At 70.6% G+C, this 23,913-nt stretch carries 26 protein-coding genes; 9 read left to right on the top strand and 17 right to left on the bottom strand.

Annotation, left to right across the window (positions count from 1 at the left end; translation table 11 throughout):
* Positions 1-21: 21 nt before the first annotated feature.
* Genes GA0111570_RS05960 through GA0111570_RS05950 form a run of 3 tightly spaced genes read right to left on the bottom strand, consistent with a single transcriptional unit; the run spans position 22 to position 3,080 of the window.
* On the bottom strand, positions 22-804 hold the full coding sequence (locus GA0111570_RS05960; protein WP_092607792.1) for a fibronectin type III domain-containing protein: 783 nt from the start codon (positions 802-804) through the stop codon (positions 22-24).
* 16 nt (positions 805-820) lie between these two features.
* Positions 821-1,969 (bottom strand): hypothetical protein, encoded by a 1,149-nt coding sequence (locus tag GA0111570_RS05955; protein WP_092607790.1) that lies wholly within the window; start codon positions 1,967-1,969, stop codon positions 821-823.
* 37 nt (positions 1,970-2,006) lie between these two features.
* Entirely contained in the window at positions 2,007-3,080 is a 1,074-nt protein-coding gene (locus GA0111570_RS05950) for a hypothetical protein (RefSeq protein WP_092607787.1), read from the bottom strand.
* A 670-nt stretch (positions 3,081-3,750) separates the two neighbouring features.
* Between GA0111570_RS05950 and GA0111570_RS17295 the strand changes: the two genes are divergently transcribed.
* Positions 3,751-3,900, top strand: a complete 150-nt coding sequence (locus GA0111570_RS17295) for an FCD domain-containing protein (RefSeq protein ID WP_139283157.1) — start codon at positions 3,751-3,753, stop codon at positions 3,898-3,900.
* A 21-nt stretch (positions 3,901-3,921) separates the two neighbouring features.
* On the opposite strand, the gene GA0111570_RS05945 is transcribed toward GA0111570_RS17295, so the two are convergent.
* The 7 genes from GA0111570_RS05945 to GA0111570_RS05915 form a co-directional block, all read right to left on the bottom strand.
* Positions 3,922-4,242 (bottom strand): hypothetical protein, encoded by a 321-nt coding sequence (locus tag GA0111570_RS05945; protein WP_092607784.1) that lies wholly within the window; start codon positions 4,240-4,242, stop codon positions 3,922-3,924.
* A gap of 95 nt (positions 4,243-4,337) precedes the next feature.
* A complete protein-coding gene (locus GA0111570_RS05940) occupies positions 4,338-5,846 on the bottom strand; it encodes an SDR family oxidoreductase (RefSeq protein ID WP_092607781.1) in 1,509 nt (502 codons plus the stop codon).
* A gap of 59 nt (positions 5,847-5,905) precedes the next feature.
* Complete coding sequence (locus GA0111570_RS05935; protein ID WP_092607778.1) at positions 5,906-6,223, bottom strand: hypothetical protein; 318 nt, start codon at positions 6,221-6,223, stop codon at positions 5,906-5,908.
* 105 nt (positions 6,224-6,328) lie between these two features.
* The gene (locus tag GA0111570_RS05930; protein WP_092607776.1) at positions 6,329-7,000 is read right to left on the bottom strand and encodes a methionine ABC transporter permease; all 672 of its coding nucleotides are present in this window, start codon (positions 6,998-7,000) and stop codon (positions 6,329-6,331) included.
* A complete protein-coding gene (locus GA0111570_RS05925) occupies positions 6,997-8,022 on the bottom strand; it encodes a methionine ABC transporter ATP-binding protein (protein WP_092607773.1) in 1,026 nt (341 codons plus the stop codon). Before GA0111570_RS05925 ends, GA0111570_RS05930 begins: the two co-directional genes overlap by 4 nt.
* On the bottom strand, positions 8,019-8,855 hold the full coding sequence (locus GA0111570_RS05920; RefSeq protein WP_092607770.1) for a MetQ/NlpA family ABC transporter substrate-binding protein: 837 nt from the start codon (positions 8,853-8,855) through the stop codon (positions 8,019-8,021). Before GA0111570_RS05920 ends, GA0111570_RS05925 begins: the two co-directional genes overlap by 4 nt.
* A 500-nt stretch (positions 8,856-9,355) precedes the next feature.
* Complete coding sequence (locus GA0111570_RS05915; RefSeq protein WP_092607767.1) at positions 9,356-9,565, bottom strand: dodecin; 210 nt, start codon at positions 9,563-9,565, stop codon at positions 9,356-9,358.
* Between the two features lie 160 nt (positions 9,566-9,725).
* Here GA0111570_RS05915 and GA0111570_RS05910 point away from each other — a divergent pair, with 160 nt between their 5' ends.
* From GA0111570_RS05910 to GA0111570_RS05895, 4 genes are all read left to right on the top strand, one after another.
* Entirely contained in the window at positions 9,726-10,340 is a 615-nt protein-coding gene (locus GA0111570_RS05910) for a class I SAM-dependent methyltransferase (protein WP_092607764.1), read from the top strand.
* Positions 10,341-10,367: 27 nt separating this feature from the next.
* Positions 10,368-10,922, top strand: coding sequence for a hemerythrin domain-containing protein (locus GA0111570_RS05905; protein ID WP_092607761.1), 555 nt, complete (start codon positions 10,368-10,370; stop codon positions 10,920-10,922).
* Positions 10,923-10,929: 7 nt separating this feature from the next.
* Positions 10,930-12,666 (top strand): SulP family inorganic anion transporter, encoded by a 1,737-nt coding sequence (locus GA0111570_RS05900; protein ID WP_092607758.1) that lies wholly within the window; start codon positions 10,930-10,932, stop codon positions 12,664-12,666.
* Between the two features lie 216 nt (positions 12,667-12,882).
* Positions 12,883-14,895 (top strand): cytidylate kinase family protein, encoded by a 2,013-nt coding sequence (locus tag GA0111570_RS05895; RefSeq protein WP_217634037.1) that lies wholly within the window; start codon positions 12,883-12,885, stop codon positions 14,893-14,895.
* A gap of 60 nt (positions 14,896-14,955) precedes the next feature.
* Here GA0111570_RS05895 and GA0111570_RS05890 read toward each other — a convergent pair whose 3' ends face one another.
* The 3 genes from GA0111570_RS05890 to GA0111570_RS05880 all read right to left on the bottom strand — a co-directional run bounded on the left by GA0111570_RS05890 (position 14,956) and on the right by GA0111570_RS05880 (position 17,628).
* Entirely contained in the window at positions 14,956-16,320 is a 1,365-nt protein-coding gene (locus tag GA0111570_RS05890) for an FAD-dependent oxidoreductase (protein ID WP_092607752.1), read from the bottom strand.
* A 29-nt stretch (positions 16,321-16,349) separates the two neighbouring features.
* Entirely contained in the window at positions 16,350-16,703 is a 354-nt protein-coding gene (locus GA0111570_RS05885) for an iron chaperone (RefSeq protein WP_092607748.1), read from the bottom strand.
* Positions 16,704-16,764: 61 nt separating this feature from the next.
* Positions 16,765-17,628, bottom strand: a complete 864-nt coding sequence (locus GA0111570_RS05880; RefSeq protein WP_092607745.1) for a 2-oxoglutarate and iron-dependent oxygenase domain-containing protein — start codon at positions 17,626-17,628, stop codon at positions 16,765-16,767.
* A 355-nt stretch (positions 17,629-17,983) separates the two neighbouring features.
* Between GA0111570_RS05880 and GA0111570_RS05875 the strand changes: the two genes are divergently transcribed.
* A complete protein-coding gene (locus GA0111570_RS05875; RefSeq protein ID WP_092607742.1) occupies positions 17,984-18,619 on the top strand; it encodes a cytidylate kinase-like family protein in 636 nt (211 codons plus the stop codon).
* A 3-nt stretch (positions 18,620-18,622) separates the two neighbouring features.
* Here GA0111570_RS05875 and GA0111570_RS05870 read toward each other — a convergent pair whose 3' ends face one another.
* Entirely contained in the window at positions 18,623-18,943 is a 321-nt protein-coding gene (locus GA0111570_RS05870; protein WP_092607739.1) for a putative quinol monooxygenase, read from the bottom strand.
* Between the two features lie 87 nt (positions 18,944-19,030).
* On the opposite strand from GA0111570_RS05870, the gene GA0111570_RS05865 reads away from it, so the two are divergent.
* Together GA0111570_RS05865 and GA0111570_RS05860 are read left to right on the top strand one after the other, a co-directional pair.
* Entirely contained in the window at positions 19,031-20,047 is a 1,017-nt protein-coding gene (locus GA0111570_RS05865; protein ID WP_092607736.1) for a zinc-dependent alcohol dehydrogenase family protein, read from the top strand.
* Between the two features lie 47 nt (positions 20,048-20,094).
* Positions 20,095-21,102: an amidohydrolase family protein gene (locus GA0111570_RS05860; RefSeq protein WP_092607733.1), complete on the top strand. Its 1,008-nt coding sequence runs from the start codon at positions 20,095-20,097 to the stop codon at positions 21,100-21,102.
* A gap of 12 nt (positions 21,103-21,114) precedes the next feature.
* Here the strand turns inward: GA0111570_RS05860 and GA0111570_RS05855 are convergent, their stop codons facing one another.
* Positions 21,115-21,603, bottom strand: a complete 489-nt coding sequence (locus tag GA0111570_RS05855) for a hypothetical protein (protein ID WP_092607730.1) — start codon at positions 21,601-21,603, stop codon at positions 21,115-21,117.
* A 4-nt stretch (positions 21,604-21,607) separates the two neighbouring features.
* Entirely contained in the window at positions 21,608-22,240 is a 633-nt protein-coding gene (locus tag GA0111570_RS05850) for a hypothetical protein (RefSeq protein ID WP_092607727.1), read from the bottom strand.
* 116 nt (positions 22,241-22,356) lie between these two features.
* On the opposite strand from GA0111570_RS05850, the gene GA0111570_RS05845 reads away from it, so the two are divergent.
* A complete protein-coding gene (locus tag GA0111570_RS05845) occupies positions 22,357-23,529 on the top strand; it encodes a hypothetical protein (RefSeq protein ID WP_092607724.1) in 1,173 nt (390 codons plus the stop codon).
* A gap of 100 nt (positions 23,530-23,629) precedes the next feature.
* Here the strand turns inward: GA0111570_RS05845 and GA0111570_RS05840 are convergent, their stop codons facing one another.
* A complete protein-coding gene (locus GA0111570_RS05840) occupies positions 23,630-23,896 on the bottom strand; it encodes an HPr family phosphocarrier protein (RefSeq protein ID WP_092607721.1) in 267 nt (88 codons plus the stop codon).
* Positions 23,897-23,913 lie beyond the last annotated feature (17 nt).

Genomic DNA, 23,913 nt, shown 5'->3' with positions numbered 1-23,913 from the left:
GGTCACGGCCTCACGAGGAGGTCAGGGCAGCCGCAGCGCGTTCGACCAGTCTGACTGGGCAGTGGCACTGAAGGCGTGGACGCGGTAGCTGTAGGCGACGCCGGAGGTCACGTCCTGGGTGAAGGTGGTGGTGTTGGGGCCTACCGTGGCGTTGACCACGGAGTTGTCCCTCAGGTCGGTGCGCTGGATGAGGAACCCTGTCTCATTGGTGGCGTTGTCCGTCCAGGTGAGCTTTACGGTCGATGTCTTCTTGTTCTTGACGGCGATGGTGCCCGTAAGGTTGGTCGGGGCAGCGACGGGCTCGGCCGTTTGGGTACCGGTTCCGCGGCTGTCCAGGGTAAGCGTCGGGAAGCCACCGCCGGCCGGGATGTTGTTGAGCGCCGGGTCGGAGTAGTCCCACACATCGCCGACCACGTTGACCGCGTACACCTGGTACTCGTACAGCGTCTTCGTGTTGCCGATCGGGTCGACGTATGACGCCGGTCCGGTGGCCGCACCGGTTCCCTTCGTGTAGCCGACCTTGTTCAGCACTTCGGTCTGGACCATGGCGATCTGCGTCCACGGATCGGTGCTTCCGGCGACCCGACGCTCGATGGCGAATGCGGTCTCGTTCTTGGACTTGTCGGTCCAGCTGACCGTGTAGATCTGACTCTTCCCTGTACCGGACCGTACGGCGCCCCCGTAGGTCGGAGCCACCGGATTCACGCCCACCACCTGGGTGCGCATCATGTCCATCTCCTCGTGACTGAGGATGTGGCAGTGGAGCACGTACTCCCAACCGAAGTTGACGTAGTGGTTGACCACGTCGATGGGCTCCCCATCAGGGTTGAAGGCCAGGATCGGCAGGGTCGAGCTTCACCTCGGTGCAGTTGACGCCGGTCGACTCAGCCACCGGAGTCGGGTTCGCCTTGTCGCAGACGGTGCCGTTGGCATCCACGGCCTTGTAGAGGGACAGGTTGAAGAACCGGTCATTGGCCGCGTTGAGGATCCGAAGCCGGTAGGACTTCGGGTCCAGCTCCACTGTGGGGTAGGCGGTGCCGTTGACGACGGGGGTGTCCATGAAGGACTCCATGCCCATGGAGAGGTAGGGTGTGCCCGGCATCTGCTTGGGTTCACACCAGCCGAGGTCCGGGTTGCAGTTGGAGTCGTAGTAGGGATTGTCCATCGGCGGGTTGTCGATGCTGTTGGTCGGCGGGTGGAACCACGGTCCGTACGCCCAGCGGCCGAAGGCATTGACGCCGGAGGCGTCCCCAGGGTTCTGGGCGGGCGAGTACACGTGCGGCATCCACAGGTCGCCCAGGTCGCCCCATCGGGCGCTGTTCCAGGTCTCGTCCTGCTGAGCGAGTTGCTCGGGCGAGGGCACGAACGTCTTGTCCTGGACCACAAGGTTGAGGGTCGAGGCGGCGTCCGGGATGGTCCCGGCGGTGACGAGCGCCTTCTCGGTGTTGTCGGTGATGATGTAGGGCGCGGCCTCACCGGCGTACACGTTGAGGCGGGTGATGCCCCAGGCGTGGTCGTGGTAGAACATCAGCCGCGCGCTCTGGGCGTTGGTGTAGAAGAACGTCTGGGCACCGGGGCCGGGATCGGGCATGTCCGGCACGTTCTGGACACTGACGCCCTTGGGATAGGCCGTGGTCTCACCGGCCGGGGTGATCCACTGGTGCGGGGTCCCGTCCGAGATCCACGGCGTGACGCCACCGTGCAGGTGCAGGGTCGCCCGGTTCTCCGCGTAGCAGTGACCAGCGGCCACCATGTCCGCCTTCGCAGGGTCGCTGCACATAGGATTCTGCGGGTCCGCCTCGGTCATCGTGTGCCCGTCGGCGGTCTTGCCCGAACCCATAACGGTGGTATCGGTCGGGATGAACAGGTTGCCCGCCGCGCCGGTGGGCAGGAGGTTCCGGAACAGGATTCGGACAGGCTTGTCCTTGGTCGCCCCGATTGCCGGGCCGAGATAGCTCGGAGCGGTCACGCCGACGGCTTGGGCACCGTCCGGCAGATTGATGGCCTTACCCCCAGGGCCGGTCAGCGGGACGCCGTCCCCTGGGACGACGCTGGTAGCGAGCTGTACATACCCGCGCAGCTTGGTGGGCGGCAAATCGCTGTGCAGCTTCTGCTCGTACTCGACCAGTGCGATCTCGTAGTAGTCCGAGCCGGGATAGGTGGCGGTGTCCGGCTGGGCGGTCGGCAGGGGGGGGGAGCGTGTCGACGAACTTCCTGATGCCACCGGTGAGGGTCGCGGGGGCGACCGTGGCGCCGAAGGAGTACGTGCGCGCCTCCGGGTAGACCGGGTAGTCGGTGGACCCCATCGTAATGGTGGTGTCCTGCAGCGGGGCGGTCGGGGCCGGGTAGTGGAGGATGTCGTTGCCGGCGCCGGTGTCCACAGGGATGCCCTGGCCGTAGAACGCCAGACGGTCACCGTCCTGGACAGTCAGGTTGGTCACGCCATACGACGTGTCTTCGCTGGTGCTGGCCGTGGTCGGCGCGGGGACGGTGAGCAGCCCGGAGTCGAAGACCACGGTGTACTGGCCCGCCGTGCCGGTCGGGCGGAGCACATACGCGTGGAACACGTTCCCCGCTGAGGGGAATGGGCTGCCGCCGTTGGTGGCCTGGTTCCGGGCCTTGAACTCCGTTAGGAAGCCTCCGGTCAATGGAGTGTCCACCACGACGAAGACCGGTGCCAGCTGACCCACGCCCACGGGGTAGTCCGTCGCGAAGGCACGGTCCTGCAGGCGGTTGCCCACATACGCGCCGGTGCCCGGCGCCAGGGTCGGCAGCGGGCTGTTGGCGTAGTTGGGATGGCTGAAGTAGTGCGGCGCCGCACCGGGCGCCAGAGCCGCCGCTGTCCCGGTCGCGGCGGTCATCAGCGGGTTGAGCTCGCCCCGCTGAAGGGCCTTGGCGATGGCCTTGTCGCGGTCCTGCTGGGTGATCCGTTCCTCGGCCTTCTTCTTGACGTTCTCGGCCTTCTTCTTGTAGGCGTCGATGGTGGTCTTGGTCGACGACGCGCCACCGGAAGGTGCCGCATAGGCGGTCGTCAGGCCGAGGATCATGGGAATGGTGACAACGATGGCCAGGACGGCCATCCGCGCTCTCTTGAGCATTGCAGCCTCCGAATTCTTCGGCGGGTGCCCGGCTTGCGCTCCGGCTGAGGCCCGGATGCGGTGCTTGCGGGGCGAAAGCGATACAGGCCGACTCGCTGGTCTCGCCCGGGCGAGCCAGAGTGCCGGTCATGGATGCCGGCCGAGCTTTTGGCCCCCGGTCACCGAGCACTGGAGCGGGCGCTACTCAAACGTCCGCCGCAGGCCCGAGGGCCCGAGACGGACGGAGTGATACAGGATTCCCCCCCAACCTGAGTGTGACAGAAGAGGTGGCCTTTTGGATCGCCAGAAAAGTAACGGAAAGGTAACCGTTTGGTCTAACTGCTTAGCCAGGGTTGGATGGATGGGTGCAGGCTGGTAACGAAAGCCTTCCCTGTGGGTCGGTCCACCCACTATTCCTTTCCTGGCGGTTCTGCGGGAGTGCCCGACCTGAGCGCCGGCGAGTGACATCCGGCGAGCCGCGAGAGGGGAGCTGAGGTGCCGAGGATGTCCTGTACTGATTCCCACTCGCTCCCCTCGATCCACGCACTCCCGTGACGAGAACGCGTGGATCGAGGGGAGCCGTTGGGAATCAGTACAGGCGGCGCGCGGGCCGGAGCAGTCCCGGACCAGGCGCACGGGCTGGTGCCATGGGTCCAGCGAGATGGGGAGGGTCATGACGCAGGAATCTGGAGGCCTGGGGCGAGGTGATGCGCAGCTGCGTGCGGAGCACCACGGCATCTACGACGCGATCACCTCAGGTGATGCGCAAGCCGCCGCCCGGCTGATCGAGGGACACACCCGGAACTCGCACGCCCGTCTCTGACCGGCGCCGACCCCGTCGCTGTCAGTAGTCGGTCGTGGCGAGCAGCACCACGAATGCGCCGAGGGCCAGCGCGGCCAGCGCCAGACCGGCGAGTCCCACTGCGCGGTCGGCACCCCCGCGGCGGAAGGCCATCACGCCGGTCGGGACGCCGACGACAAGTCCGATCGGTAGCAGGGCCATCCCGATGCCCCGGACGACGTTGGACAGCTCGGGCCCGGCGCTGCCGAGGGTCAGGTAGATCGACCAGGCGGACCCGATCAGCGCCAGGACGCCCATGGCGATGCTGATGGTCCCGGGCCGGTGGCTCCGTGACGCGTGGGTGGGGTGTGCGAGCTGGGACATCGGTCGGCCCTCCGGCAAGAGATTCCTGCTTTCAGTGTCCTCCGTTGCTGCGCCCGCGGTGGGGCGTTCGGCCTGTGAGTGCAGTCATCTCGCTCTCAGGTCGGCCCCTGACCGGCATCGAACGACCGCTGGGCCTCCACGGCCGCGGCGGCGATGTTGCGCTGCATACCGCCGAACACGATCCCGTGGAAAGGTGTGACCGCCCACCAGTAGGCCAGACCCGGCAGGCCCTTGGGCAGGTAGAGGGCGCGTTGCCGGAAGACCGTACGCCCCTGCTCATCCTGCTCGGCGATGAGCTCGAGCCAGGCCAGGCCGGGCAGTCGCATCTCGGCGCGCAGCCGCAGCAGGTGGCCCTCCTCGATGGCCTCGACCCGCCACCAGTCCAGCTCGTCGCCGACCAGCAGGTCCGATCCGTGGCGCCGCCCCCGGCGCAGTCCGGGTCCGCCGAACACCCGGTCCATCACGCCGCGGGCGACCCAGCCGAGGCGCCAGGAGTACCAGCCGTTGTCGCCGCCGATGCCCTCGATCACCGTCCACAGCACCTCGGGGGTCGCGGCGACGATCGAGGACCGCTCGTCGACCCGCAGCCGGCCGCCGGCCCAGTCCGGGTCCTCGGGCAGCGGGTCGCTCGGGGCGGTCGGTCCGAGCGCGGAGGAGAAGGTGGTGGTCACGTCGCTGTCCGCGATCCGGCGCAGGGCGAGGCGGACCGCCCCCTCGAAGTCGACCAGGCCCTCGGGCGGGTCGGGCACGTACTGCTTGATGTCGTCCTCGCGGCAGACCACCTCGTGGATCAGTGAGCCGACCAGCGGCTTGGCCAGCTTGGCCGGGACCGGGGTGACGACGCCGACCCAGTGACTGGCCAGCCACGGGGTGAGCACCGGCAGCGGGATGATCACCCGGCGCCCCAGCCCGGCCACGCGGGCGTAGCCCTGCATCATCTCGCCGTAGGTCAGGACCTGCGGGCCGCCGATGTCGAACGTACGGTTCACATCCGGCGGCATCGACGCCGATCCGACCAGGTAGCGCAGGACGTCGCGGATCGCGATCGGCTGGATCCGGTTGGTCACCCACTTGGGCGTGACCATGATCGGCAGGCGCTCGGTGAGGTGGCGCATCATCTCGAACGAGGCGCTGCCGGAGCCCAGGATCACCGCGGCCTGCAGCACCGTGGTCGGGACGCCGGAGGCCAGCAGGATGTCCCCGACTTCGCGGCGGGACTCCAGGTGCGGGGAGAGTTCCTCGATGTCGGGGTGCAGCCCGCCGAGGTAGACGATCCGCTTCACCCCGGACTCCCGGGCCGCTGCGCCGAAGACCAGCGCCGTACGCCGGTCGGTGCTCTCGAAGCGCCGCCCGGTGCCGAGGGCGTGGATCAGGTAGTAGGCGACGTCGACGCCTTCCATCGCCCGGCGCAGGTCCTCGGGGGAGCCGGCGTCGGCCTGGACGATGTCGACCCGGTCGGCCCAGCTGCGGCCGCGCAGGTTCTCGGGGTGGCGGGCCATCGCACGGACCCGGATGCCGGCCTTGAGCAACTCGGGGACGAGCCGGCCACCGATGTAGCCGGTGGCACCGGTCACCAGGGCGAGCGGGGCGGGGTTCTCGGCCATGGGGTCTCCTCAGGGTCGGTGGTCCCGAGCCTAGCCGCCCCTACTGTGCGCGGCACCCCTCAGTAGCCGATGACCGTGACCACCAGGACCAGGGCGACGATGGCGAGGGCTGCCAGCACCAGCCCGATCTCTCCCGCCCCCCGACCGTGCTCGCGACGTCGGACCGCGTAGATGCCCACGGACAGGCCGAAGGCCAACGCGATGGGGATGAGCGCGACGCCCAGGACGCGTTCCCAGGCCGGCAGGTCGACGCCCTCGTTGAGCGTCACCAGGGCGCTCCAGGCCACTCCGGCGAGGGCGAGGAAACCCAGGACGATGCTGGCGACCCCCGGCCCGGCGCGGTGGGACGGGAGGGAATGGTGTGGGAAGGTGCTCATGGTCCGGCCCTCCTGGAGATCAGGCTCCGCTGTCTCCAGTATCGACCGTTCGGACCCTGCTGCCAGCGGATTGGGCTCACTACCCCGACGGAAGCGGCGTACGCCTCAGCGCTTGTGTGCCCGCGCCCGCACCCAGCCGTCGCCGGACATCTGGATCCCCTGGACCAGGACGATCAGCACGATCACGCAGGCCAGCAGCACCTGGTTGTTGAACCGCTGGTAGCCGTACACCAGGGCGAGGTCGCCCAGGCCACCGCCACCGATCACGCCGGCCATCGCGGAGGAGCCGACCAGCATCACCAGGGTGAGCGTGGAACCCGCGATGATGCCGCTGGCGGCCTCGGGCAGCAGCACCTTGCGGATCACCTGCATGTCCGTGGCGCCCATCGCGGTCGCCGCCTCGACGCGGCCGCGCGGGACCTCGTTCAGGGCGTTCTCCACCACCCGGGCGAAGAACGGGATGCCGGCGATGCTCAGCGGCACGATCGCGGCGGTCGGGCCGATCGCGGTGCCCACGATGAGCCGGGTCAGGCCCAGCAAGAGGATCAGCAGCACGATGAAGGGCATCGACCGGACGACGTTGACCACGGTGCCCAGGGCCTGGTTCACGGCGGGGGCCGGTCGCAGCCCACGGCGGTCGGTGACGTGCAGCAGTACCCCGAGGGCGACCCCGAGGAGGAAGGTGATGACGAAGGAGACGGCGACCATGTAGACGGTCTCCAGCAGGGCCGTCCAGAGCTCGGGCAGCGCCTGGATCCAGGTGACCTTCTCGGTCATGCCAGCTCCTCCTCGATGTCGGTGGCCGGCGCGTGCAACCGGTCGAGCCAGGCCAGGTGTACCTGCGGGTGGTCGGCGAAGTAGGCCTCGATCCGGGCCCGGTCGACGTCGGCGCCGAAGTCGACGGCCAGCTTGCCGACGTGGCGCTCGCCGATCTGCTCGACCCCGCCGGCGACGACGGAGATGTCCAGTCCGAAGGTCCGGGCCAGCTCGCTCAGCCAGGGCTGGTCCGCGGCCTCGTCCAGGGCGGTGATCAGGGCGACGCCGGGCCGGCCCGCGAGGGCGGCCGGGATCGGTGCGATCAGCTGGCCCAGGGCCGAACCGGCATCGGTGACCAGGTCGACCACCGAGCCGGACTCGACGATCCGGCCCCGGTCCAGCAAGGCGGCATGCGTACAGATCCGGCGCACCACGCCCAGCTCGTGGGTGATCAGCACGATCGTCACCCCGACCGAACGGTTGACGTGGACCAGCAGGTCCAGGATCTGCGAGGTGGTGGCCGGGTCCAGCGCGCTGGTCGGCTCGTCGCACAGCAGGACGTCGGGCCGGGCCGCGAGCGCCCGGGCGATGCCCACGCGCTGCTGCTGGCCCCCGGACAGCTGCGAGGGGAAGGAGTGCTCCCGGCCCTGCAGGCCAACCAGCTCGACCAGTTCGGCGATCCGGGCCTCGCGCTCCTTGCGCTCGGTGCCGGCGAGCTCGAGCGGCAGGCCGATGTTGTCGGCGACCGTACGCGAGTGCAGCAGCTCGAAGTGCTGGAAGACCGTGCCGATCCGGCGCCGCGCCGCCCGCAGGTCCGCGCTCGACAGGGTGGTCAGGTCGTCCCCGTTCAGGACGATCCGGCCGCCGGTCGGCTGCTCGAGCAGGTTGAGGCAGCGCAGCAGGGTGGACTTGCCGGCGCCCGAGGGCCCGACGATGCCCTGGATGGCACCGTCGGGCACGCTCAGCGTCACGTCGGTCAGCGCCTGGACGTCACCGTGCTTCTGCGAGGTGTACGTCTTGGCGAGGTGGTCGAACTCGATCACTGGGCGTGGACCGCGACGATCGACTCGCCGTACTTCTGGGTGATCCAGTCGGCGGTCTGCTTGGACTCCAGGGCAGCGGCCAGCTCCTTGATGCCCGGGTCAGCCTGCTTCTTGGTGGTGGTCACCAGGATGTTGGCGTACGGGTTGTTCTGGGCCGACTCCATCCACAGGCCGTCCTTGGTCGGGGTGAGCCCGGCCTCGATCGCGTAGTTGGAGTTGATCACCGAGGCGGTCACCTGCGGGTCGTCGAGGGTGCGCGGCAGCTGCGGGCGATCCAGCTCGACGAACTTCAGGTTCTTCGGGTTGGCGGCGATGTCGGCGGCGGTGATGGTCGACAGGTTCGCCTTGGAGGAGTCCTGCTCCTTCATCGTCAGCAGCCCGGCACCCTGCAGCACGTAGAGCGCGCGGGCGTAGTTGGTCGGGTCCTTCGGCACGGCGATGGTCGAACCGGCCGGGATGTCGGCGGTGGCCTTGGCCTTCTTGGAGTACAGGGCCATCGGCTCGATGTGCGTGGAGGCCACCGGGACCAGGTCACTCGTCTGGTGCTCGCGCTGCCAGTCGTCGAGGTACGGCTTGTGCTGGAAGAAGTTCGCGTCGACGTCGCCGGCCTCGAGCAGCTGGTTCGGGTCGACCTGCCCGGAGATCGGCTTGATCTCGATCTTGGTGTTCTTCAGCTGCCCGGAGTCCTGGACGTACTTGAGGATCTCGGCGTGCGGCGTCGCGTCGGCGGAGATGGTCAGCGTCTCCTGCTGGCTGCCGCAGCCGGCCAGCCCCACGGTGGACAGGGTCAGGGCGGCGACGACCGCGGCGAAGGTGCGCAAGCGAAGGTTCATGGTGTGTCCTTTGTGGTGTGTACGGTCAGAAGGATGCCAGCTCGTGGGTGTGCGCTGGGCGCGGGGGCTGACCTGCGGGTGCGGGGGCAGTCCGGGCTTGCGGGCAGTCCGGGCGTGCGGGCAGTCCGGGCGTGCGGGCATGGGGCAGCCTGCGGGCGTGGGGGCGCGCTCAGCGCCCGGGCATTCGTCGCGTACGCGGGGCGAAGCTCACGCTCATCTGTCCATCCTCCTGGCGAAAGACCTGTCAGCCGCCCAAAAGATTAGTCTCGGTTATCGCTCAGGGCAACTTTGCTTATGTTGGTCCGGCATTCGGACACCACGGCCAGCTGAACCACACGGGACGGCCAGCGGAACCACACGGGATGGCCGCGGAAGCCCGCGGGACGGCTAGGTGCGCCGAATCTATCGCTGGTGGAACAGATTCGGCGCACCTAGTGACGCCGCAGAGGAGAGCCCGGCCGCCAGACCTCCCCGCCGCCACGACTCCCCGACGCCCGACCTCACTCCGGGAGGCGGGCCCCGATCTTGAGGGTCACCTGGTGGTGGGCGACCGTCCCGTTCTCCACGTGGCCGCGGATCTGGACCACCTCGTACCAGCCGACCTCGCCGAGCTGGGCGGTCGCGGCGGCGACCGCGTTGGCGATGGCCGCGTCGACACCGTCGGGCGAGGTGCCCACCATCTCGACGACGCGATAGGTGTGACTGCTCATGACGTTTCCTCCCGAATAGCTATTCAGACCGAACGTTCAGATCCAGGTCGAGCACTGAGATCCTGATAACTCTAGGGCCGAACGTGCGAGGGGTCGAGGGGCGGCGGCGCGCTTCTGCCCTGCGTCCGACCGCCCACGACCGACCGCGCACAATGGGTCCATGCGTCCCAAGAGCCAGTGGCAGTTGATCACCGAGACCCGACCCGGCCACTCCCAGTGGTACATCGAGCGGTTCAAGCAGATGGCCGCGGCCGGCCACGACCTGTTCGGCGAGGTTCGGACGGTCGACGCGATGGCGCCCCGGGGTGCACGGATCCTGGACGCCGGCTGCGGACCGGGCCGGGTGGCCGGCGAACTCGCCCGCCGCGGTCACGACGTGCTGGGCGTCGACGTCGACCCGGTGCTGGTCGAGGAGGCGGCCCGTACGTACGCCGAACTGCCGAACGCCCGCTGGGCCGTCGGTGACGTCAGTGACCCGGACGTGGCGGCGTTCGCCGACGTCGAGCCGTTCGACGTGATCGTCTGCGCCGGCAACGTGGTGACCTTCATGGCCGAGGGGACCCAGCGCGACGCGCTGGCCAACTTCTCCCGGCTGCTCGCCCCGCGCGGCCGCGCCATCATCGGCTTCGGGCTGCAGCGCGGCTACCCGTACGACACCTTCCGGGCCGACATCGAGGCGGCCGGGCTGGCGGTGCACTCGCTGCACTCGACCTGGGAGCTGCATCCCTTCGACCCGGCGCAGGACGACTTCGTGGTCGCGATCCTCGGTCACTGACGGTCCGTCCCGGGCATACTGGCCGGCATGACGCTCTTCGAGATCCCTCGCCCCGTGTCCGGCGACGTCGTCGACCTGATCATCGACGACCACCGGATGTTCGAGACCCTGCTCCGCGAGCTGCGCGACGCGACGGCCGACCGTGCGACCGCCCGCGCCACCCTGGCCAACCTGCTGATCGCCCACGGCGAGGCGGAGGAGGCCGAGGTCTACCCGAGGCTGCGCCGCGAGGACGCGATCACCGGCCACGAGGAGCACCACGGCCACGTCGAGCACGCGGCCGGCAACGAGGCCCTGCTCGCACTGCTGGAGGCCAAGGGCACCGACACCCAGAAGTTCGACTCCGCCGTCGAGAAGCTGGCCGAGGCGATCAACCACCACCTGGGCGAGGAGGAGCAGACGATCCTCAACGGCGCCCGCGCCGACGTCTCCGCGAAGGAGCGCGCCGAGCTGGGCCAGGCCTGGCTCACCCGGCGCAGCAAGCTGCTCGACCAGGACTGCGGCGACATCGAGAACGTCCGCCGGATCGTGGCGGAGGCGGCCCGGGAGGGCCTGCTGGAGGAGGCGGAGTCCGAGGAGTAGCAGACCCATGGTCCAGCCGGCGACGTCGACGGGTCCGCGGGGGTCCCGCGGACTCCTCCGGGGCCTGTTCCCGGGGGTGCAGGTCCTGCGGCACTACCAGCGGGGCTGGCTGCGCGGTGACGTCCTCGGCGGTGTGACGGTCGCCGCCTACCTGGTGCCCCAGGTGATGGCGTACGCGGTCGTGGCCGGCATGCCGCCGGTGGTGGGACTGTGGGCGACGGTCGGGCCCCTGCTCGTGTACGTGGTGCTCGGCTCCTCCCGGCAGCTGTCGGTCGGTCCGGAGTCGACCACCGCACTGATGACCGCGGCCGGCGTCGCCGGGCTGGTCGGCGCGCTGGGTCCCGGGCGGTCCCGGGACGTGGCCGCCGCGTTGGCGCTCGGGACGGCGCTGATCTGCCTGGTCGGCTGGGTCGCCCGGCTCGGGTTCCTGGCCGACCTGCTGTCCCGCCCGGTCCTCGTCGGCTACATGACGGGCATCGGGGTGCTGATGGTCACCAGCCAACTCGGGGCCCTCACCGGGCTCGACGTGTCGGCCGCGACGCCCTACGGCGAGGTTGCCGCCACCTTCCGGCAGCTGTCCCAGGCGCACCTTCCGACCCTGCTGATCAGCGGGATCGGCCTGGTGATGCTGTTCGTCCTGCGCCGGCTCGCCCCCCGGTTGCCGGGGGCCCTGGTCTTCGTCCTGCTCGCCGCACTGGCGTCCTGGATCCTCGGCCTGGGTGACCGTGGCGTACGACTGGTCGGGCAGATCCCGCGCGGACTCCCCGACCTCGGCCTGCCCGACCTCACCGGGATCCCGCTCGGGCCGCTGCTCGCAGCGGCCCTCGGGGTCACCGTGGTCGGCTACTCCGACGTGGTCCTCACCGGCCGCTCCTTCGCCTCTCGCCGGGGCGAGCCGATCGACAGCAACCAGGAGTTCCTGGCCCTGGGCGCGGCGAACCTCACCACCGGGCTGAGCGGCGGTTTCCCGGTCAGCTGCAGCGGCAGCCGTACGGCACTGGGCGACACGATGGGCACCCGCACCCAGCTGCACTCCCTGGTCGCGGTGGGCTTCATCCTGCTGACGGTCTTCGCTTTCGGCCCGGCACTGGCCCAGTTCCCGCGCGCCGCGCTGGGCGCCGTCGTCGTCTTCGCGGCCGTGGGCCTGGTCGAGGTGCGGGAGTGGCGGCGGATCGCGCGTTTCCGCCGCAGTGAGCTGGCGCTGGCGGTGCTGACCACCGCCGGGGTGCTCACCTTCGGTGTCCTGCAGGGGATCGGCATTGCGATCGCCCTGTCGATCCTGGAGCTGCTGCGCCGACTGGCCCGACCGCACGACGGGATCCTCGGCCGGGTGCCCGGCCTGGCCGGCATGCACGACGTGGACGACTATCCCGACGCGGTGCAGGTCCCGGGGCTGGTCGTGTACCGCTACGACGCGCCGCTGTTCTTCGCCAACGCCGACAACTTCATCCGCCGGGCGCTCGAGGCCGTCGACGTCTCCTCCCCGCCGGCCAGGTGGCTGTTGGTCAATGCCGAGGCCAACGTCGAGGTCGACATCACGGCGGTGGACGTGCTGCAGACCCTGGCGGACGAGCTCCAGAAGCGTGGGGTGCAGCTGGCCCTCGCCCGGGTCAAGCAGGACATGCGCGACGACCTGGCGTCGACGGGGTTCCTCGAGGTGGTGGGCGAGGACTTCATCTTCCCCACCCTCCCGACGGCGGTGGCCGGCTACGAGGACTGGGTAGGAAAGCACCCGGAGGGGTAGTCCGACACGCCTGTTGTCGTAGTTTGTCGGCTCGAACGCCCCCGAAGGCCTGCCCCTGTGGAAACTTGCGGCAAGGCGGGCGGCCGTTGCCGGAGGCGGCCCGAAGATGGAGGAGTCACCTGGTCAGGCGTGCGATTCGCGCCGGCGGCGCACCGCGCACAGGGGGTCCCGGACGGGGGGCCGACGGTGACCCCTGCGGCAGGAAAGGAACCTCGAATGAGTGCACCCGCACCACAGAAAGCAAGTGTCCAGTCCGAGCAGATGTCGGGCGGGCGCGTGATCTCGTACGCCCTCGGCGACGTGGCCAACAACGTGGCGTTCATGATGACGTCACTGTTCCTGATGGCCTACCTCACCGAGATCGCCGGCATCTCCGCCGGCGTGGCCGGCACCATCTACGGCATCACCAAGATCTGGGCCGGCGTGTCCGACCTGGTCGCCGGCAACACCGTCGGCCGCAAGCAGACCCGCTTCGGGCGCCTGCGCCCGTGGGTGATGTTCGGCAGCCTCCCGCTCGCCATCGCCCTGGTCGGCCTGTTCAGCGTCCCGGCAGGCCTCAGCGGCACCGCCGCCGTCGTGTGGGTCTTCCTGTTCGACGCGTTCTTCCAGCTCGCCTACTCGTTCGTGAACATCCCCTACGGCTCGCTGTCCGCGGCGATGACCCAGGACCCGATCGACCGGTCCCGCCTCTCCGGCGCCCGGGCGATCGCCTCGTCGCTCACCGGCGTCATCCTCGCCATCGTGCTGTCCCCCCAGTTCAAGGACACCACCGCCGACGGCATCCGGCTGAAGTTCACCATCACCACGATCGTCCTGGCGCTGGTCGCGATCACGCTGTACTACCTGTGCTTCCGCGGCACCAAGGAGGTCATCCCGCCGAGCGCGGAGCGGCCGACGCTGGCGACCACCTTCAAGATGGTCGGCAAGAACTCCCCGCTGCTGGTCCTCTGCCTCGCAGCCATCTTCACCCTGACCGGCATGTTCACCCTGATGGCCGTCCAGATGTACTACGCCCGCTACGTCGTGGGCGGTGCCAGCTTCTTCATCTTCATGATGATCGCCTCGACGCTCGGCACCGTACTGGTCGCCGGCTTCGCCCCCGCGATCACCCGCAAGATGGGCAAGCGCAACGGCTACCTGCTGGTCGCCCTGATCACCATGGTGGCGTACGCCATCCTGGCACTCGCGCCCACCGGCCAGATCAAGATCTGGGCCCTGGTCGGCTTCTTCGTGTACGGCATGGGCAGCGGCGGCACCAACGCGATGATCTTCTCGATGCAGGCCGACACCGTCGACTACGGCGAGTGGAAGACCAACGTGCGCTCCGAGGGCGGCGCCTACTCGATCCTCTCCTTCTCCCGCAAGGTGGGCCAGGGCATCGGCGGCTTCGTCGCCGGTGGCATCCTCTCGGCCTTCGCCTACGTCCCCAAGGCCCCGACGCAGTCGGCCGAGGCCCTGCAGGGCATCCGGCTCTCGGCCGGCTGGATCCCGGCGGCCCTCAGCCTGGTGGCCGCGCTGATCATCTTCTTCTACCCGCTGAAGGCGGAGAAGCACAAGGAGATCATCTCCGAGCTGACCGAGCGCCGCGCCAAGCGCGCCACCGGCGCCCTGGTCGCCGGCCGTCCGCTGGTCACCCTCAATGAGCAGTACGGTGCCGGCGCCACGTACGTGGGCACCAAGGTCGCCGAGCGCCTCGGCGTGTCGTACGTCGGCACCCGCTTCAGCTCGCAGGACCTGGAGGCCGCCGAGATGGCCGCCACCGCACGGGCCGAGCAGGACAGCAACGTCATCCGCTTCCTGCACTCCTTCGCCCGTACCGAGACCGACAGTGACCGGGCCAACGCCGAGGACAACGCCCTCGACGCCGAACTGGTCAGCCAGAACATCTCCGAGGTCGCCGCGATGGCCGCGGGTGGCGGCGTGATCACCGGTCGCGACGCGACGGTGATCCTGGGTGACACCGAGGGTGCCCTGCACGTCCGACTCGTCGGTCCCGAAGACTTCCGTGCGCAGCAGGCAGCCCAGGAGTTCAACATCAGCCGTGAGGTGGCCGCCGAGCGCCTGGCGCGCGAGGACCGGATGCGCACCGAGATGTCCGAGCGACTGATGTCCTGGGATCCCTCCGACCCGACCCGCTACGACCTGATCGTGGACACCGGCAAGGTCTCGCTGGACGGGGCCGTCGACCAGATCGTCGCCGCCTACCGCGCGAAGTACCCGAAGAAGTAGTCCGGCAGAACCGGGGGGCGGGCCCGGGAGCGCACCGAGGGGTGCTGCTCCCGGGTCCGCTCACGTCCGGCCTGCCCGCTCCTCGTTGCACAGCCGCATCAGCTCGTGCCAGGCCTCGATCTTCACCCGGGGACGGCCGGTCTCCGCGCCCCGCTCGATCTCGGCGGCGTCGATCGCCAGCCAGTCCTCGAACGACGTGGGCCGGATCCCCTCCAGCCGCAGCCGCTCCAGCGGGTCGACGTCGTGGCGGGGGAGACCGGGTAGGTCGGCGAGCAACTGGGCCACGGTCTCGGCGGCATCGGACTTGTTGGTGCCGATCACCCCGATCGGTCCGCGCTTGATCCAGCCGGTGACGTACTCCCCGGGCAGCGGGAGCCCGTCGGGGCCGAGGACGCGCCCATGCTCGTTCGGCACCACGCCGCGGTCGGCGTCGAAGGGCACCCCGGGCAGGGCCATGCCGCGGTAGCCGATCGCGCGCAGCACCAGGTCGGCGGGGATCGTCCGCTGCTCGCCGGTCGGGACCACCCGGTCGTCGGCGTCCAGGGTCGTACGCTCCAGGGCCAGCCGCTCGACCCGGTGCTCCCCCAGCAGGGCGACCGGGCGGTGCCAGAACAGGAAGTGCAGCCGGCCGCGCGGAGCCGGGGAACCCACCGGCCGCGGCGGCCGCTCGGCGACGGCCCGCAGGGCCTCGATGTTCGCCCGGGTACGCCGGTCGAGGCCGGCCACGTCGTCCAGCCCGTCGAAGGCGCCAGGCTCGACCACCACCTCCAGGCCGGGGGTGGCCAGCAGTTCGCGCAGTTCCTTGGTCGTGTAGCTGGCGAACTGGGGTCCGCGACGACCGATGATCCAGATGTCGGTGATCTCGGAGTCGGCGAGCTCGGCCAGCACGGACTCCGGCATGTCGGTGCTGCGCAGTTCCTCGGGCTCCTTGGCGAGGATCCGGGCGACGTCGACCGCCACGTTGCCCACCCCGATGCAGGCCACCGACCGTACGCCGCGCAGGGACTGCGGGTTGGCGTCCGGGTGGCCGCCGTACCAGGCCACGAACTGGCGGGCCGATCCGCTGCCCGGCAGCGCCTCGCCCGGCACCTTCATCATCAGGTCGCCGGCGGCACCGACCGCGTACACGACCGCGTCGTACGCCTCGACGAGTTGCTCGTGCGTGATGTCCAGGCCAAGCTCGACGTGGCCGAGGAAGCGGATCCGGTCGGAGTCGAAGGTCTGGGCCAGCGCCGTGGCCACCGACCTGATGCTGGTGTGGTCCGGGGCGACCCCGTAGCGGAGCAGGCCGAAGGGCGTGGGCAGCCTGTCGTACACGTCGACCAGCACGGGGAGGTCCTGCTGGGTGACCAGGTGCTGGGCGGCGAACAGGCCGGCCGGCCCCGCCCCCACGATGGCCACCCGACGCGGCAGTGCCTGGGCCATGCTGCTCCTTCGTCCGGGTGGCGCCGAGCCTATCCGGTGAGCGCGGCCCGCAACAGCGCCTCGGCGTGCCGGGTCATCGCGGTGACCAGCTCGGCGGGCAGCGGCTGGTCCAGGGGAAACTGCACCGAGCTGCCCGAGTGCTTCCAGCCGGCCAGGTCGTCCTCGAACGCCGCGAGGGTCTCCCGGCCCGGGTAGAAGGCGAGGTGCTGGCCGAACGCGGCGTACTGCACCAGGTCCCGGTCCTTGAGCTGGAGGGTGGGCATCCGGGAGCTGCCGGTCTCGCGGGCCCGCGGGGCCGCCGCCCGGACGATGGCGCGCATCTCCATCAGGCGGGTGCGCTGCTCGTCCTCGAACTGCGCCAGGTACTCATCGACTGCACTCATGCCTCCATAATGCCCCCGGGGGTATCAAGGACGACGTCTCCGTGCCGCTCAGCGGACGGCGTCAGGCCGCCTGTGCCCACTCCCTGCCCAGGTCGGCCGGCAGGTCCAGGTGCGGCACGGTGGCGTCCAGTGGGGCGTCGAAGGCGTACGTGAGGGTGACCCGTTCCGCCTGTGCGGGCAGTGTCCGGTGCGGGGCGGCGCGCAGGTAGCCGTCGGTGGCCTCGGTGAGGGCCTCGCCGATGGTGACCAGGAAGGTGTCGGGGTGGCCGGTCGCATCGACCCATCGGTGGTCGGCCAGCACCTGGAGGCCGGTGGACTGGGCGTCGAGCCAGCGCAGCGTGAGGATGCCGGCGTCGGTGTGCGCGGGGACCGCGGAGCCGGCCGCCGTCGCCTCGCCGTCGCGGGCCAGGGTGGTCCAGGTCGCCGGGCTGCCGGCCAGGGCGCGGTCGAAGACGTCGCAGTCCTGTCCCAGGCCGACGGCGAGCTGGCGCAGCACAGCGCGGGCCACCTCGGTGGCCCGGTCCTGGAACCACAGGGCGCGGTCGCGCAGGGCGGGTAGCCGGGCCGGCCAGCGGTTCGGGCCGACCAGGGCGTCGCCCGGGTGGGTGCGGTCCTGGAGCTTGACGGCCGGTAGTTCGGCGCCGATGTCGAACTGTTCGCGCCAGCCGAGGTCCCGGCCGGTGCCGAAGGAGGTCCAGCCGCGGAACTGCTCGGAACCGGCCGCGTCGACCGCGGCCTTGTCGTGGGTCGGCAGGGCGAAGAACAACCGGGCCAGGTCGACGACCTCGCCGGGGACCTCGGGGCGGATCCCGTGGCCGGCCAGCAGGAAGGCGCCGGTGTCGCGGGCAGCGGCCCGCAGGGTGTCGGGGTGGGTGCTGCCCAGGTCGAGGACCGGCAGCGTACGCAGGGAGAGGTGGGAGGGCATGGTGGAACTCCTGGGGATGCAGGCGTGGTGGAGGGGAGGTGTACGGGGAGGGCGCCGATGCCTCGGTCGGATCTGGTCCGACGGGCTCAGCGCGACAGCATTCGGCCGCACCGACAGGCGCAACACGTCATCGACGCGGGGGCGGCGACGGGGCGCTGGGTGCGGATGCTGGCGTACATGGGACTCCTGTCACGGAAGCTTGCAGGAAAGACATTAGGGCAGCTTCCGTCCTCATGCAAGTCTCCTTATGGAGGATTGCCGGGAGAGGATGCGTTCGGAACGGTCCGAGCGCTGGTCCGGCAACGATGCACGCGTACTCCCGACGGGGCGGGGGAAGCGGAGCTAGCGTTGCCCTATGACAACACCATCCCGACCGCCGTCCACCCCGAACGGGCTCGTCGTCACCATGTGGGAGCAGTACGGGGCCGGGCTGGAAGAGGTCGCGCAGCTCGTTGCCCAGCAGCTCGGCCTGCCGGTGACCGGCCAGGCCTTCTCCTCCGAGGACATCGAGGCCCAGGCGGCCGAGGACGACGCCAACCACGGCATCCTCGATCGCCTGGCCGCCATCGTCGGAGCAGGGCACAACGTCATGAGCGTCCCGAAGAGCGCCGACGTCACGGAGGCCCGGGACCAAGCGACGATGATCGCCCAGAACCGGGAACTGGTCCTCGGCCTGGCTGCCCGGGGCGGCGTGATCCTCGGCCATGACGCGACCAAGATCCTGGCCGGCCGCGCCCACACCCTGCACGTCAAGCTGGTGGGGCCGGTGGAGGACCGGATCGCCTGGGCCGCGACCCAGCACGGCATCGGCCTGGAACTCGCCCGGATGCGCCAGGAGCGCGAGGACCGGATCCGCCCCGAGATGTCCCAGCAGTTCAACCGCTGGGACCCGCGCGGGACCGACTACTTCGACCTGATCGTCAACACGACCACGTTCGGTGTCCAGGGTGCGGCGGCACTGATCGCCCAAGGGGCCCGGATGGTCGGCTGACCCTCAGCCGACCTGCAGCTCGCCCATCACGTCCCAGTCGTCGCCCTCGATCCGGCGCGAGATGATCCGTGGGGTCGCGGTGAGGTACTGCGGGAACTCCGCGCGCATCGCGGTGAAGTGGGCCGACTCCACGTGCGCGCCGGCGGCGTCGTCGTCGAACGCCTCGACCAGCACGTACTCGTTCGGGTCGTCGATGCTGCGGGACCAGTCGAACCACTTGTTGCCGGGCTCGGCCCGGGTGGCCGCTGTGAACGCGGCGCTGAGCTCGGGCCAGCGATCGGCGTACTCGGGCTTGACGGGGAACTTGACGGTGATGAAGATCATGCCGCCAGCCTAGGCCGACCGGGCCCGTGTTGCGCCGGGCCGTACGTGGCGTGACGGTCCTGTCGCGGGCGGTGCAGAATCACCCCCATGCGAGCAACTGTGATCCACGGCCCCCACGACATCCGCCTCGAGCAGGTCCCCGACCCGGTCATCCAGGAGCCGACGGACGCCGTCATCCGTACGGTGGCCGCGTGCGTGTGCGGCTCCGACCTGTGGCGCTACCGCGGGGTCGCCCCGGTCAAGCGCCCGGCCCGGATCGGGCACGAGTACGTGGGAGTGGTCGAGTCCGTCGGGGACGCGGTCACCACCGTGCGTCCGGGCCAGTTCGTGGTCGGCCCCTTCTACTCCTGCGACGGCACCTGCCCGCACTGCCACGCCGGCTTCTCCTCGGTCTGCGACCACCTGGACTGGTACGACGGCTGCCAGGCCGACGCGATCCGGATCCCTCAGGCCGACGGCACCCTGGTCGCGCTCGACGAGCGACCCGACGACGCACTGGTCCCCTCGGTCCTGGCCCTGTCCGACGTGATGGGCACTGGCTGGCACGCGGCGGAGATGGCGGCCGTCCGCCCGGGCATGACTGTCGTCGTGGTCGGTGACGGCGCGGTCGGCCTGTGCGGTGTCATCGCGGCGAAGGTCAAGGGTGCCGAACGGATCATCGTGATCTCCCGGAACGCCCCCCGGCAGGCCCTGGCCCGCGAGCTCGGCGCCACCGACATCGTCGCCGAGCGCGGCCAGACCGGGGTCGAGCGGGTCCGCGAGCTGACCGGCGGCATCGGCGCCGACGCCGTGCTGGAGTGCGTCGGCACCGCCGACTCGATCAAGGACGCCCTGGACCACGCCCGTCCCGGCGCGATGGTGGGCTTCGTCGGCGTCCCGCACGACTCCGACCCGAGCATCGCCACGATGTTCGCCCGCAACGTCGGCCTGCGCGGCGGGATGGCGCCTGTCCGCAACTACCTGCCCGAGCTGCTCCCGCTGGTCCTGGACGGGTCGATCGACCCCGGGCGGGTCTTCGACCTCACCCTGCCGCTGGACCAGGTCGCCGAGGCGTACGCGGCGATGGACGAGCGCCGCGCGATCAAGGTGCTGCTGCGCCCCTGAGCGACGAAAACCCCGTGCACGCGGCGGGTGGGCGCTAACGTGAAGACATGAGTCCCTACCCGGCGCTGCGTCAGGTCGACGTGCACACCCATGCCCTGCCGATGCCGCTACTGGAATGGCTGGCGCGGGAGGGACGCGCGGACCTGTCCGGTCTGGCGGAGGGCACGGTCCGGCTCGCCCCCGAGGTGACCGGTCTGGCGGAGGCCACGTCGCTGAGCTGCCCGCCCGCGGCGTACGACCACGAGACGCGGCTGGCCCAGATGGATGCCAGGGGCGTCGAGGTGCACGCCGTGGCGCTGCCCAGCCGCGTGCTCGGCTTCGGCTCCCAGGACACCGGCCTGGTCCGGGACCTGGTCCAGTACGGCAACGAGGAGCTGGCCCGCTTCGTCGGGGAGACGCCCGACCGGCTGGTCGCGCTGGGCGCCGTGCACGCCGAGCTGGAGAGCGCGGCCGACGAGGCACGCCGCTGCCTGGTCGACCTCGGGATGCGCGGGATGGCGCTCGGCACCCACGGCGGCGGACGGGGGTTCGCCGAGGTGCAGAACGACCAGCTGTGGTCGGTCCTCGCCGAGTACCGGGCCTTCACCCTGCTCCACCCGGTCTCCGGGACAAGTGGCGCGAACGAGCCGGCCCTGCCGTGGTCGGGCCCCGTGGCGGCCGGTGTCGAGCTCGCCCTGGCGGCCGCCGGCCTGCTGCGGTCGGGAGTGCTGGAGCGACACGACGTCCCGTTGTGCCTGGCCTTCGGCGGCGGAGCGCTCCTGGCCCTGCGCGGGCTGATCCAGCGCGGGGCCGAACGGCTCGAGGGCGAGGACGACACGGTGCGGCCGCTGGACCAGCTGCGCCGGCTCTACTACGACACGGCCACCTTCGACACCCAGCAGCTGGTCGCCCTGGTGGACTTCGTCGGCCCCGACCACGTGCTGATGGGAAGCGACTTCCCCTCCCCGATCGCCGATGATGATCCGATCGGAGTGGTGGAGGCCTGCCAGTTCGGGCCGGTGCAGGAGATGATCACCGGAGTCAATGCGATGAACCTGCTCCATCTGGAGCACTGAGCCGGGTACCGCTCAGGTACCGGAGCCCTGCAACGAGGCCGTGGTGGCCGATGGCGTGACGGCCACGCACACCAGCGGCGCCGAGCGGTCCGCGGCGAGGGCGTCGGCGCTGGCGGTCAGGGCGCGGATCTGGTTCTGCGTACGGTCCGGAGCGGTCCCCACGTACCCCTGGTAGGCGGCCCAGCAGTCCTTGCCGTCCGGGATGCCCTCCGGGGTGCCCGCGCCCGGCTCGACGGCGAAGACCTCGCCGTTGTGCTCGGTGGCGCAGCCCAGCACCTCCAGGTAGGCGATCCGCCCGCCGGCCGGCAGCCGGTCGGCGTCCAGGCACATCCCGGTCCGGACGTCCTGGATGTGCACCATCGTGGCCGGCGGAGGGGTCCGCGGCTTCGGGGTGGCGAGCAGCGTGCCGGAACCGCCGTCGCACCCGGCCAGCGGGAGCAGCAGGGCCGCGAGGGCTACCAGCACCCCGCGCCGCCAGCTCCGGGTCGCTTCGGTGGCCATCGGCTCAGACCAGGTGGCCGTCGGGGGTCAGCAGGTGTGACCGGGCGGTGCTGGGCAGGTCGTCGTACAGCGCGTCGGTCACGATCAGGACGGCCGCCCCACGTCGCGCACGGGCGAGGACGCGCTGGCGGACCTCGGGGGCGGGGTGGTTGGTCAGGTCGACCAGGATGATCCGGGCAGCGTGCAGCAGGCTGGCGGCGATCGGGATCACGCTGCGGTCCGAACCTCGGGTGTCGCCGACCTTCACCGCCACCGCGTGGCCGTGTCCCAGCGCGGCCAGCTCGGTCTCGGCCTCCTCCAGCGGGCAGTGCGCCAGCTCGGCGACGGCCTGCGCGCAGGTCAGGGTGGGATGGGGGGCCGGCACGGTCACGCTGCAGGCGATACCCCGGTTGCGGACGGTCGCCAGGTCGAGGGCGCTGGTCTGGGCCAGGTCGACCTCCTGGTCGCCCTCGCGGAACACCAGCTCACCGGAGGTGATGCTGCAGGCCCCGCTGAGCAGGCGCAACAGGGCGCGGCGCGGGCGTTCCTCCGAGGCGATGACGACGGTCGGCACCTCCGCGGCGAGTTCGATGCTGATGTCGCGCAGGCGAGCGGCGCCCGCCAGGTTGCCGTTCAACCCGATGGCCGTCAGGCTCACCGGGGCCAGGATGCGACCCGCAGGCTCATGAAGGGTCCTCGACACTCCGCCGACGGTATCAGGTCCGCCGGTACCGGGTCGGCACCGCCGGTTGCCGGGCTGGATAGTGTGACGCCATGCAACATGTCCTCCAACGCCGCCGCGGTGCGGTGCGGGTCGCAGCGACCGCGCTGGCGGTCTGTGGCGTTGTCGCGGGATGTGCCGGGCGTCCCGACGCCGCAGCCGTCGGTCCGGCGATCGGGGACATCGACTACCGCAACTTCACCTACCGGGGCGGCTGCGGCTGGGAGAAGCCGGCGCTGGACACCCTGATGTCCTGGGGAAGACAGCCGGCTGTCGCGGATCCGGCCGACGGCACGGCCTCGAAGGCCCAGGTCGTCGCGACCCGTACGGTGCGGCTCGGTACTCCGGCCCGCCGGTACCTGCTGGTCCGGCTGCAGTGCTCGATCGGCGATGCCACCGCGACCGGCTGGCACCTGCTCGGCTACGACGGAGACCGCCCGCTCGACCTGGGTATCGTCGCGGCCGCGTACGGCCCGGTCGATGTCACCGAGGTCGACGGCGAACTGCTGGTCGAGCACGCCTACCGCAGCACCGCGGACGGTGGCCTGTCCGACTCGGGCCGGACCAGCTACCGGGTCGCCGTGGCCGGGCTCACCCCGGTCCGCCTGTACGGGGGCGAGCAGGCCGCCGACATCCCCGCAGGGGTTGCTCACTGGCCGGGCGGGACCTGGCAGGCCGGACTCCTCACCCTCGCGGCATCCGGTCCCGACAGCACGACCGACCTGCACCTCGGCGTCCAGCTCGACCCGCTCACCGCGGTGACCGCGGACACCCTGACCGGTGGCGACCTCGGCTGCCGGCCGATGCTCGCCCGGACCCGTACCGGCCAGCGGATCGAACCGCTCACCACCCAGGGCTGGAACGGCCAGGGCGGGGCCGTGGTCCACCTCTCGCTGCCGAGTGACGCCCCCGACACCTCCCGGGTCCGCCACCTCACCGAGCCGCTGGGCGGCCCGCTGCACGGACTGCTGGTGACCGGGTCCGGGATCGTCCCCGCCCTGGCCACCGCCTCGACCGCCGGGACGGGCGTCCGGGTGGGGTCGCAGGCGCCGACCGATGACGCGCTGGAGGACTCCTCCTTCACCGGCCCCACGGCACTCTTCCGGGACGACACGGGCGCCGCGGTCGCCTCCGGCCCCTGGTCGGCCGATGCCGGTGCCGGTGCGCCGATGCAGCCGCTCCCGGACCCCACCCTGCCCCCTGGCAGCACCTGCGGTCCCGCCTGACGCGGCTCGGACAGCACCGTCGGACAGCGCCGTGCCCCGCCCACCCGGAGGGTGAGCGGGGCACGGCGTGCTACGTGTTGCTACCGGTGCTGCGTGCTGCTCAGGCGTCGAGGTCGCGAGCGACCAGGTCGGCGATCTTCTGCATCGCCTCCTCGTTCTCGGACTCGACGATGACCTCGCGGCCCTTCTCGGCGCCGAGCGCCATGATCAGCAGGGACGAGGACGCATCGGCGGGCTCTTCGTCCGGGTCATCGGCGAGCGAGATCAGGATCTCGTCGTCGTACTCGGATGCTGCCTCGGCGATGATCGAAGCGGGGCGGGCGTGCAGGCCGACGGCGGACCCGACGATGACGTTGGTGGACGGCATGAGTTCTCCTTTGAATC

The sequence above is a fragment of the Raineyella antarctica genome, assembly GCF_900092135.1.
Lineage (GTDB): Bacteria > Actinomycetota > Actinomycetes > Propionibacteriales > Propionibacteriaceae > Raineyella > Raineyella antarctica.
The sequence above is the reverse complement of the archived record's forward strand: the minus strand, read 5'-3'. Positions and strand labels throughout refer to the sequence as shown.

What these genes read in the sequence shown, in the direction of transcription:
- GA0111570_RS05950 (WP_092607787.1), bottom strand. Translation starts at nt 3,080, where the DNA reads ATGGCCGTCCTGGCCATCGTTGTCACCATTCCCATGATCCTCGGCCTG.
- GA0111570_RS17295 (WP_139283157.1), top strand. Translation starts at nt 3,751, where the DNA reads ATGACGCAGGAATCTGGAGGCCTGGGGCGAGGTGATGCGCAGCTGCGT.
- GA0111570_RS05945 (WP_092607784.1), bottom strand. Translation starts at nt 4,242, where the DNA reads ATGTCCCAGCTCGCACACCCCACCCACGCGTCACGGAGCCACCGGCCC.
- GA0111570_RS05940 (WP_092607781.1), bottom strand. Translation starts at nt 5,846, where the DNA reads ATGGCCGAGAACCCCGCCCCGCTCGCCCTGGTGACCGGTGCCACCGGC.
- GA0111570_RS05935 (WP_092607778.1), bottom strand. Translation starts at nt 6,223, where the DNA reads ATGAGCACCTTCCCACACCATTCCCTCCCGTCCCACCGCGCCGGGCCG.
- GA0111570_RS05930 (WP_092607776.1), bottom strand. Translation starts at nt 7,000, where the DNA reads ATGACCGAGAAGGTCACCTGGATCCAGGCGCTGCCCGAGCTCTGGACG.
- GA0111570_RS05920 (WP_092607770.1), bottom strand. Translation starts at nt 8,855, where the DNA reads ATGAACCTTCGCTTGCGCACCTTCGCCGCGGTCGTCGCCGCCCTGACC.
- GA0111570_RS05915 (WP_092607767.1), bottom strand. Translation starts at nt 9,565, where the DNA reads ATGAGCAGTCACACCTATCGCGTCGTCGAGATGGTGGGCACCTCGCCC.
- GA0111570_RS05910 (WP_092607764.1), top strand. Translation starts at nt 9,726, where the DNA reads ATGCGTCCCAAGAGCCAGTGGCAGTTGATCACCGAGACCCGACCCGGC.
- GA0111570_RS05905 (WP_092607761.1), top strand. Translation starts at nt 10,368, where the DNA reads ATGACGCTCTTCGAGATCCCTCGCCCCGTGTCCGGCGACGTCGTCGAC.
- GA0111570_RS05900 (WP_092607758.1), top strand. Translation starts at nt 10,930, where the DNA reads ATGGTCCAGCCGGCGACGTCGACGGGTCCGCGGGGGTCCCGCGGACTC.
- GA0111570_RS05895 (WP_217634037.1), top strand. Translation starts at nt 12,883, where the DNA reads ATGAGTGCACCCGCACCACAGAAAGCAAGTGTCCAGTCCGAGCAGATG.
- GA0111570_RS05890 (WP_092607752.1), bottom strand. Translation starts at nt 16,320, where the DNA reads ATGGCCCAGGCACTGCCGCGTCGGGTGGCCATCGTGGGGGCGGGGCCG.
- GA0111570_RS05885 (WP_092607748.1), bottom strand. Translation starts at nt 16,703, where the DNA reads ATGAGTGCAGTCGATGAGTACCTGGCGCAGTTCGAGGACGAGCAGCGC.
- GA0111570_RS05880 (WP_092607745.1), bottom strand. Translation starts at nt 17,628, where the DNA reads ATGCCCTCCCACCTCTCCCTGCGTACGCTGCCGGTCCTCGACCTGGGC.
- GA0111570_RS05875 (WP_092607742.1), top strand. Translation starts at nt 17,984, where the DNA reads ATGACAACACCATCCCGACCGCCGTCCACCCCGAACGGGCTCGTCGTC.
- GA0111570_RS05870 (WP_092607739.1), bottom strand. Translation starts at nt 18,943, where the DNA reads ATGATCTTCATCACCGTCAAGTTCCCCGTCAAGCCCGAGTACGCCGAT.
- GA0111570_RS05865 (WP_092607736.1), top strand. Translation starts at nt 19,031, where the DNA reads ATGCGAGCAACTGTGATCCACGGCCCCCACGACATCCGCCTCGAGCAG.
- GA0111570_RS05860 (WP_092607733.1), top strand. Translation starts at nt 20,095, where the DNA reads ATGAGTCCCTACCCGGCGCTGCGTCAGGTCGACGTGCACACCCATGCC.
- GA0111570_RS05855 (WP_092607730.1), bottom strand. Translation starts at nt 21,603, where the DNA reads ATGGCCACCGAAGCGACCCGGAGCTGGCGGCGCGGGGTGCTGGTAGCC.
- GA0111570_RS05845 (WP_092607724.1), top strand. Translation starts at nt 22,357, where the DNA reads ATGCAACATGTCCTCCAACGCCGCCGCGGTGCGGTGCGGGTCGCAGCG.
- GA0111570_RS05840 (WP_092607721.1), bottom strand. Translation starts at nt 23,896, where the DNA reads ATGCCGTCCACCAACGTCATCGTCGGGTCCGCCGTCGGCCTGCACGCC.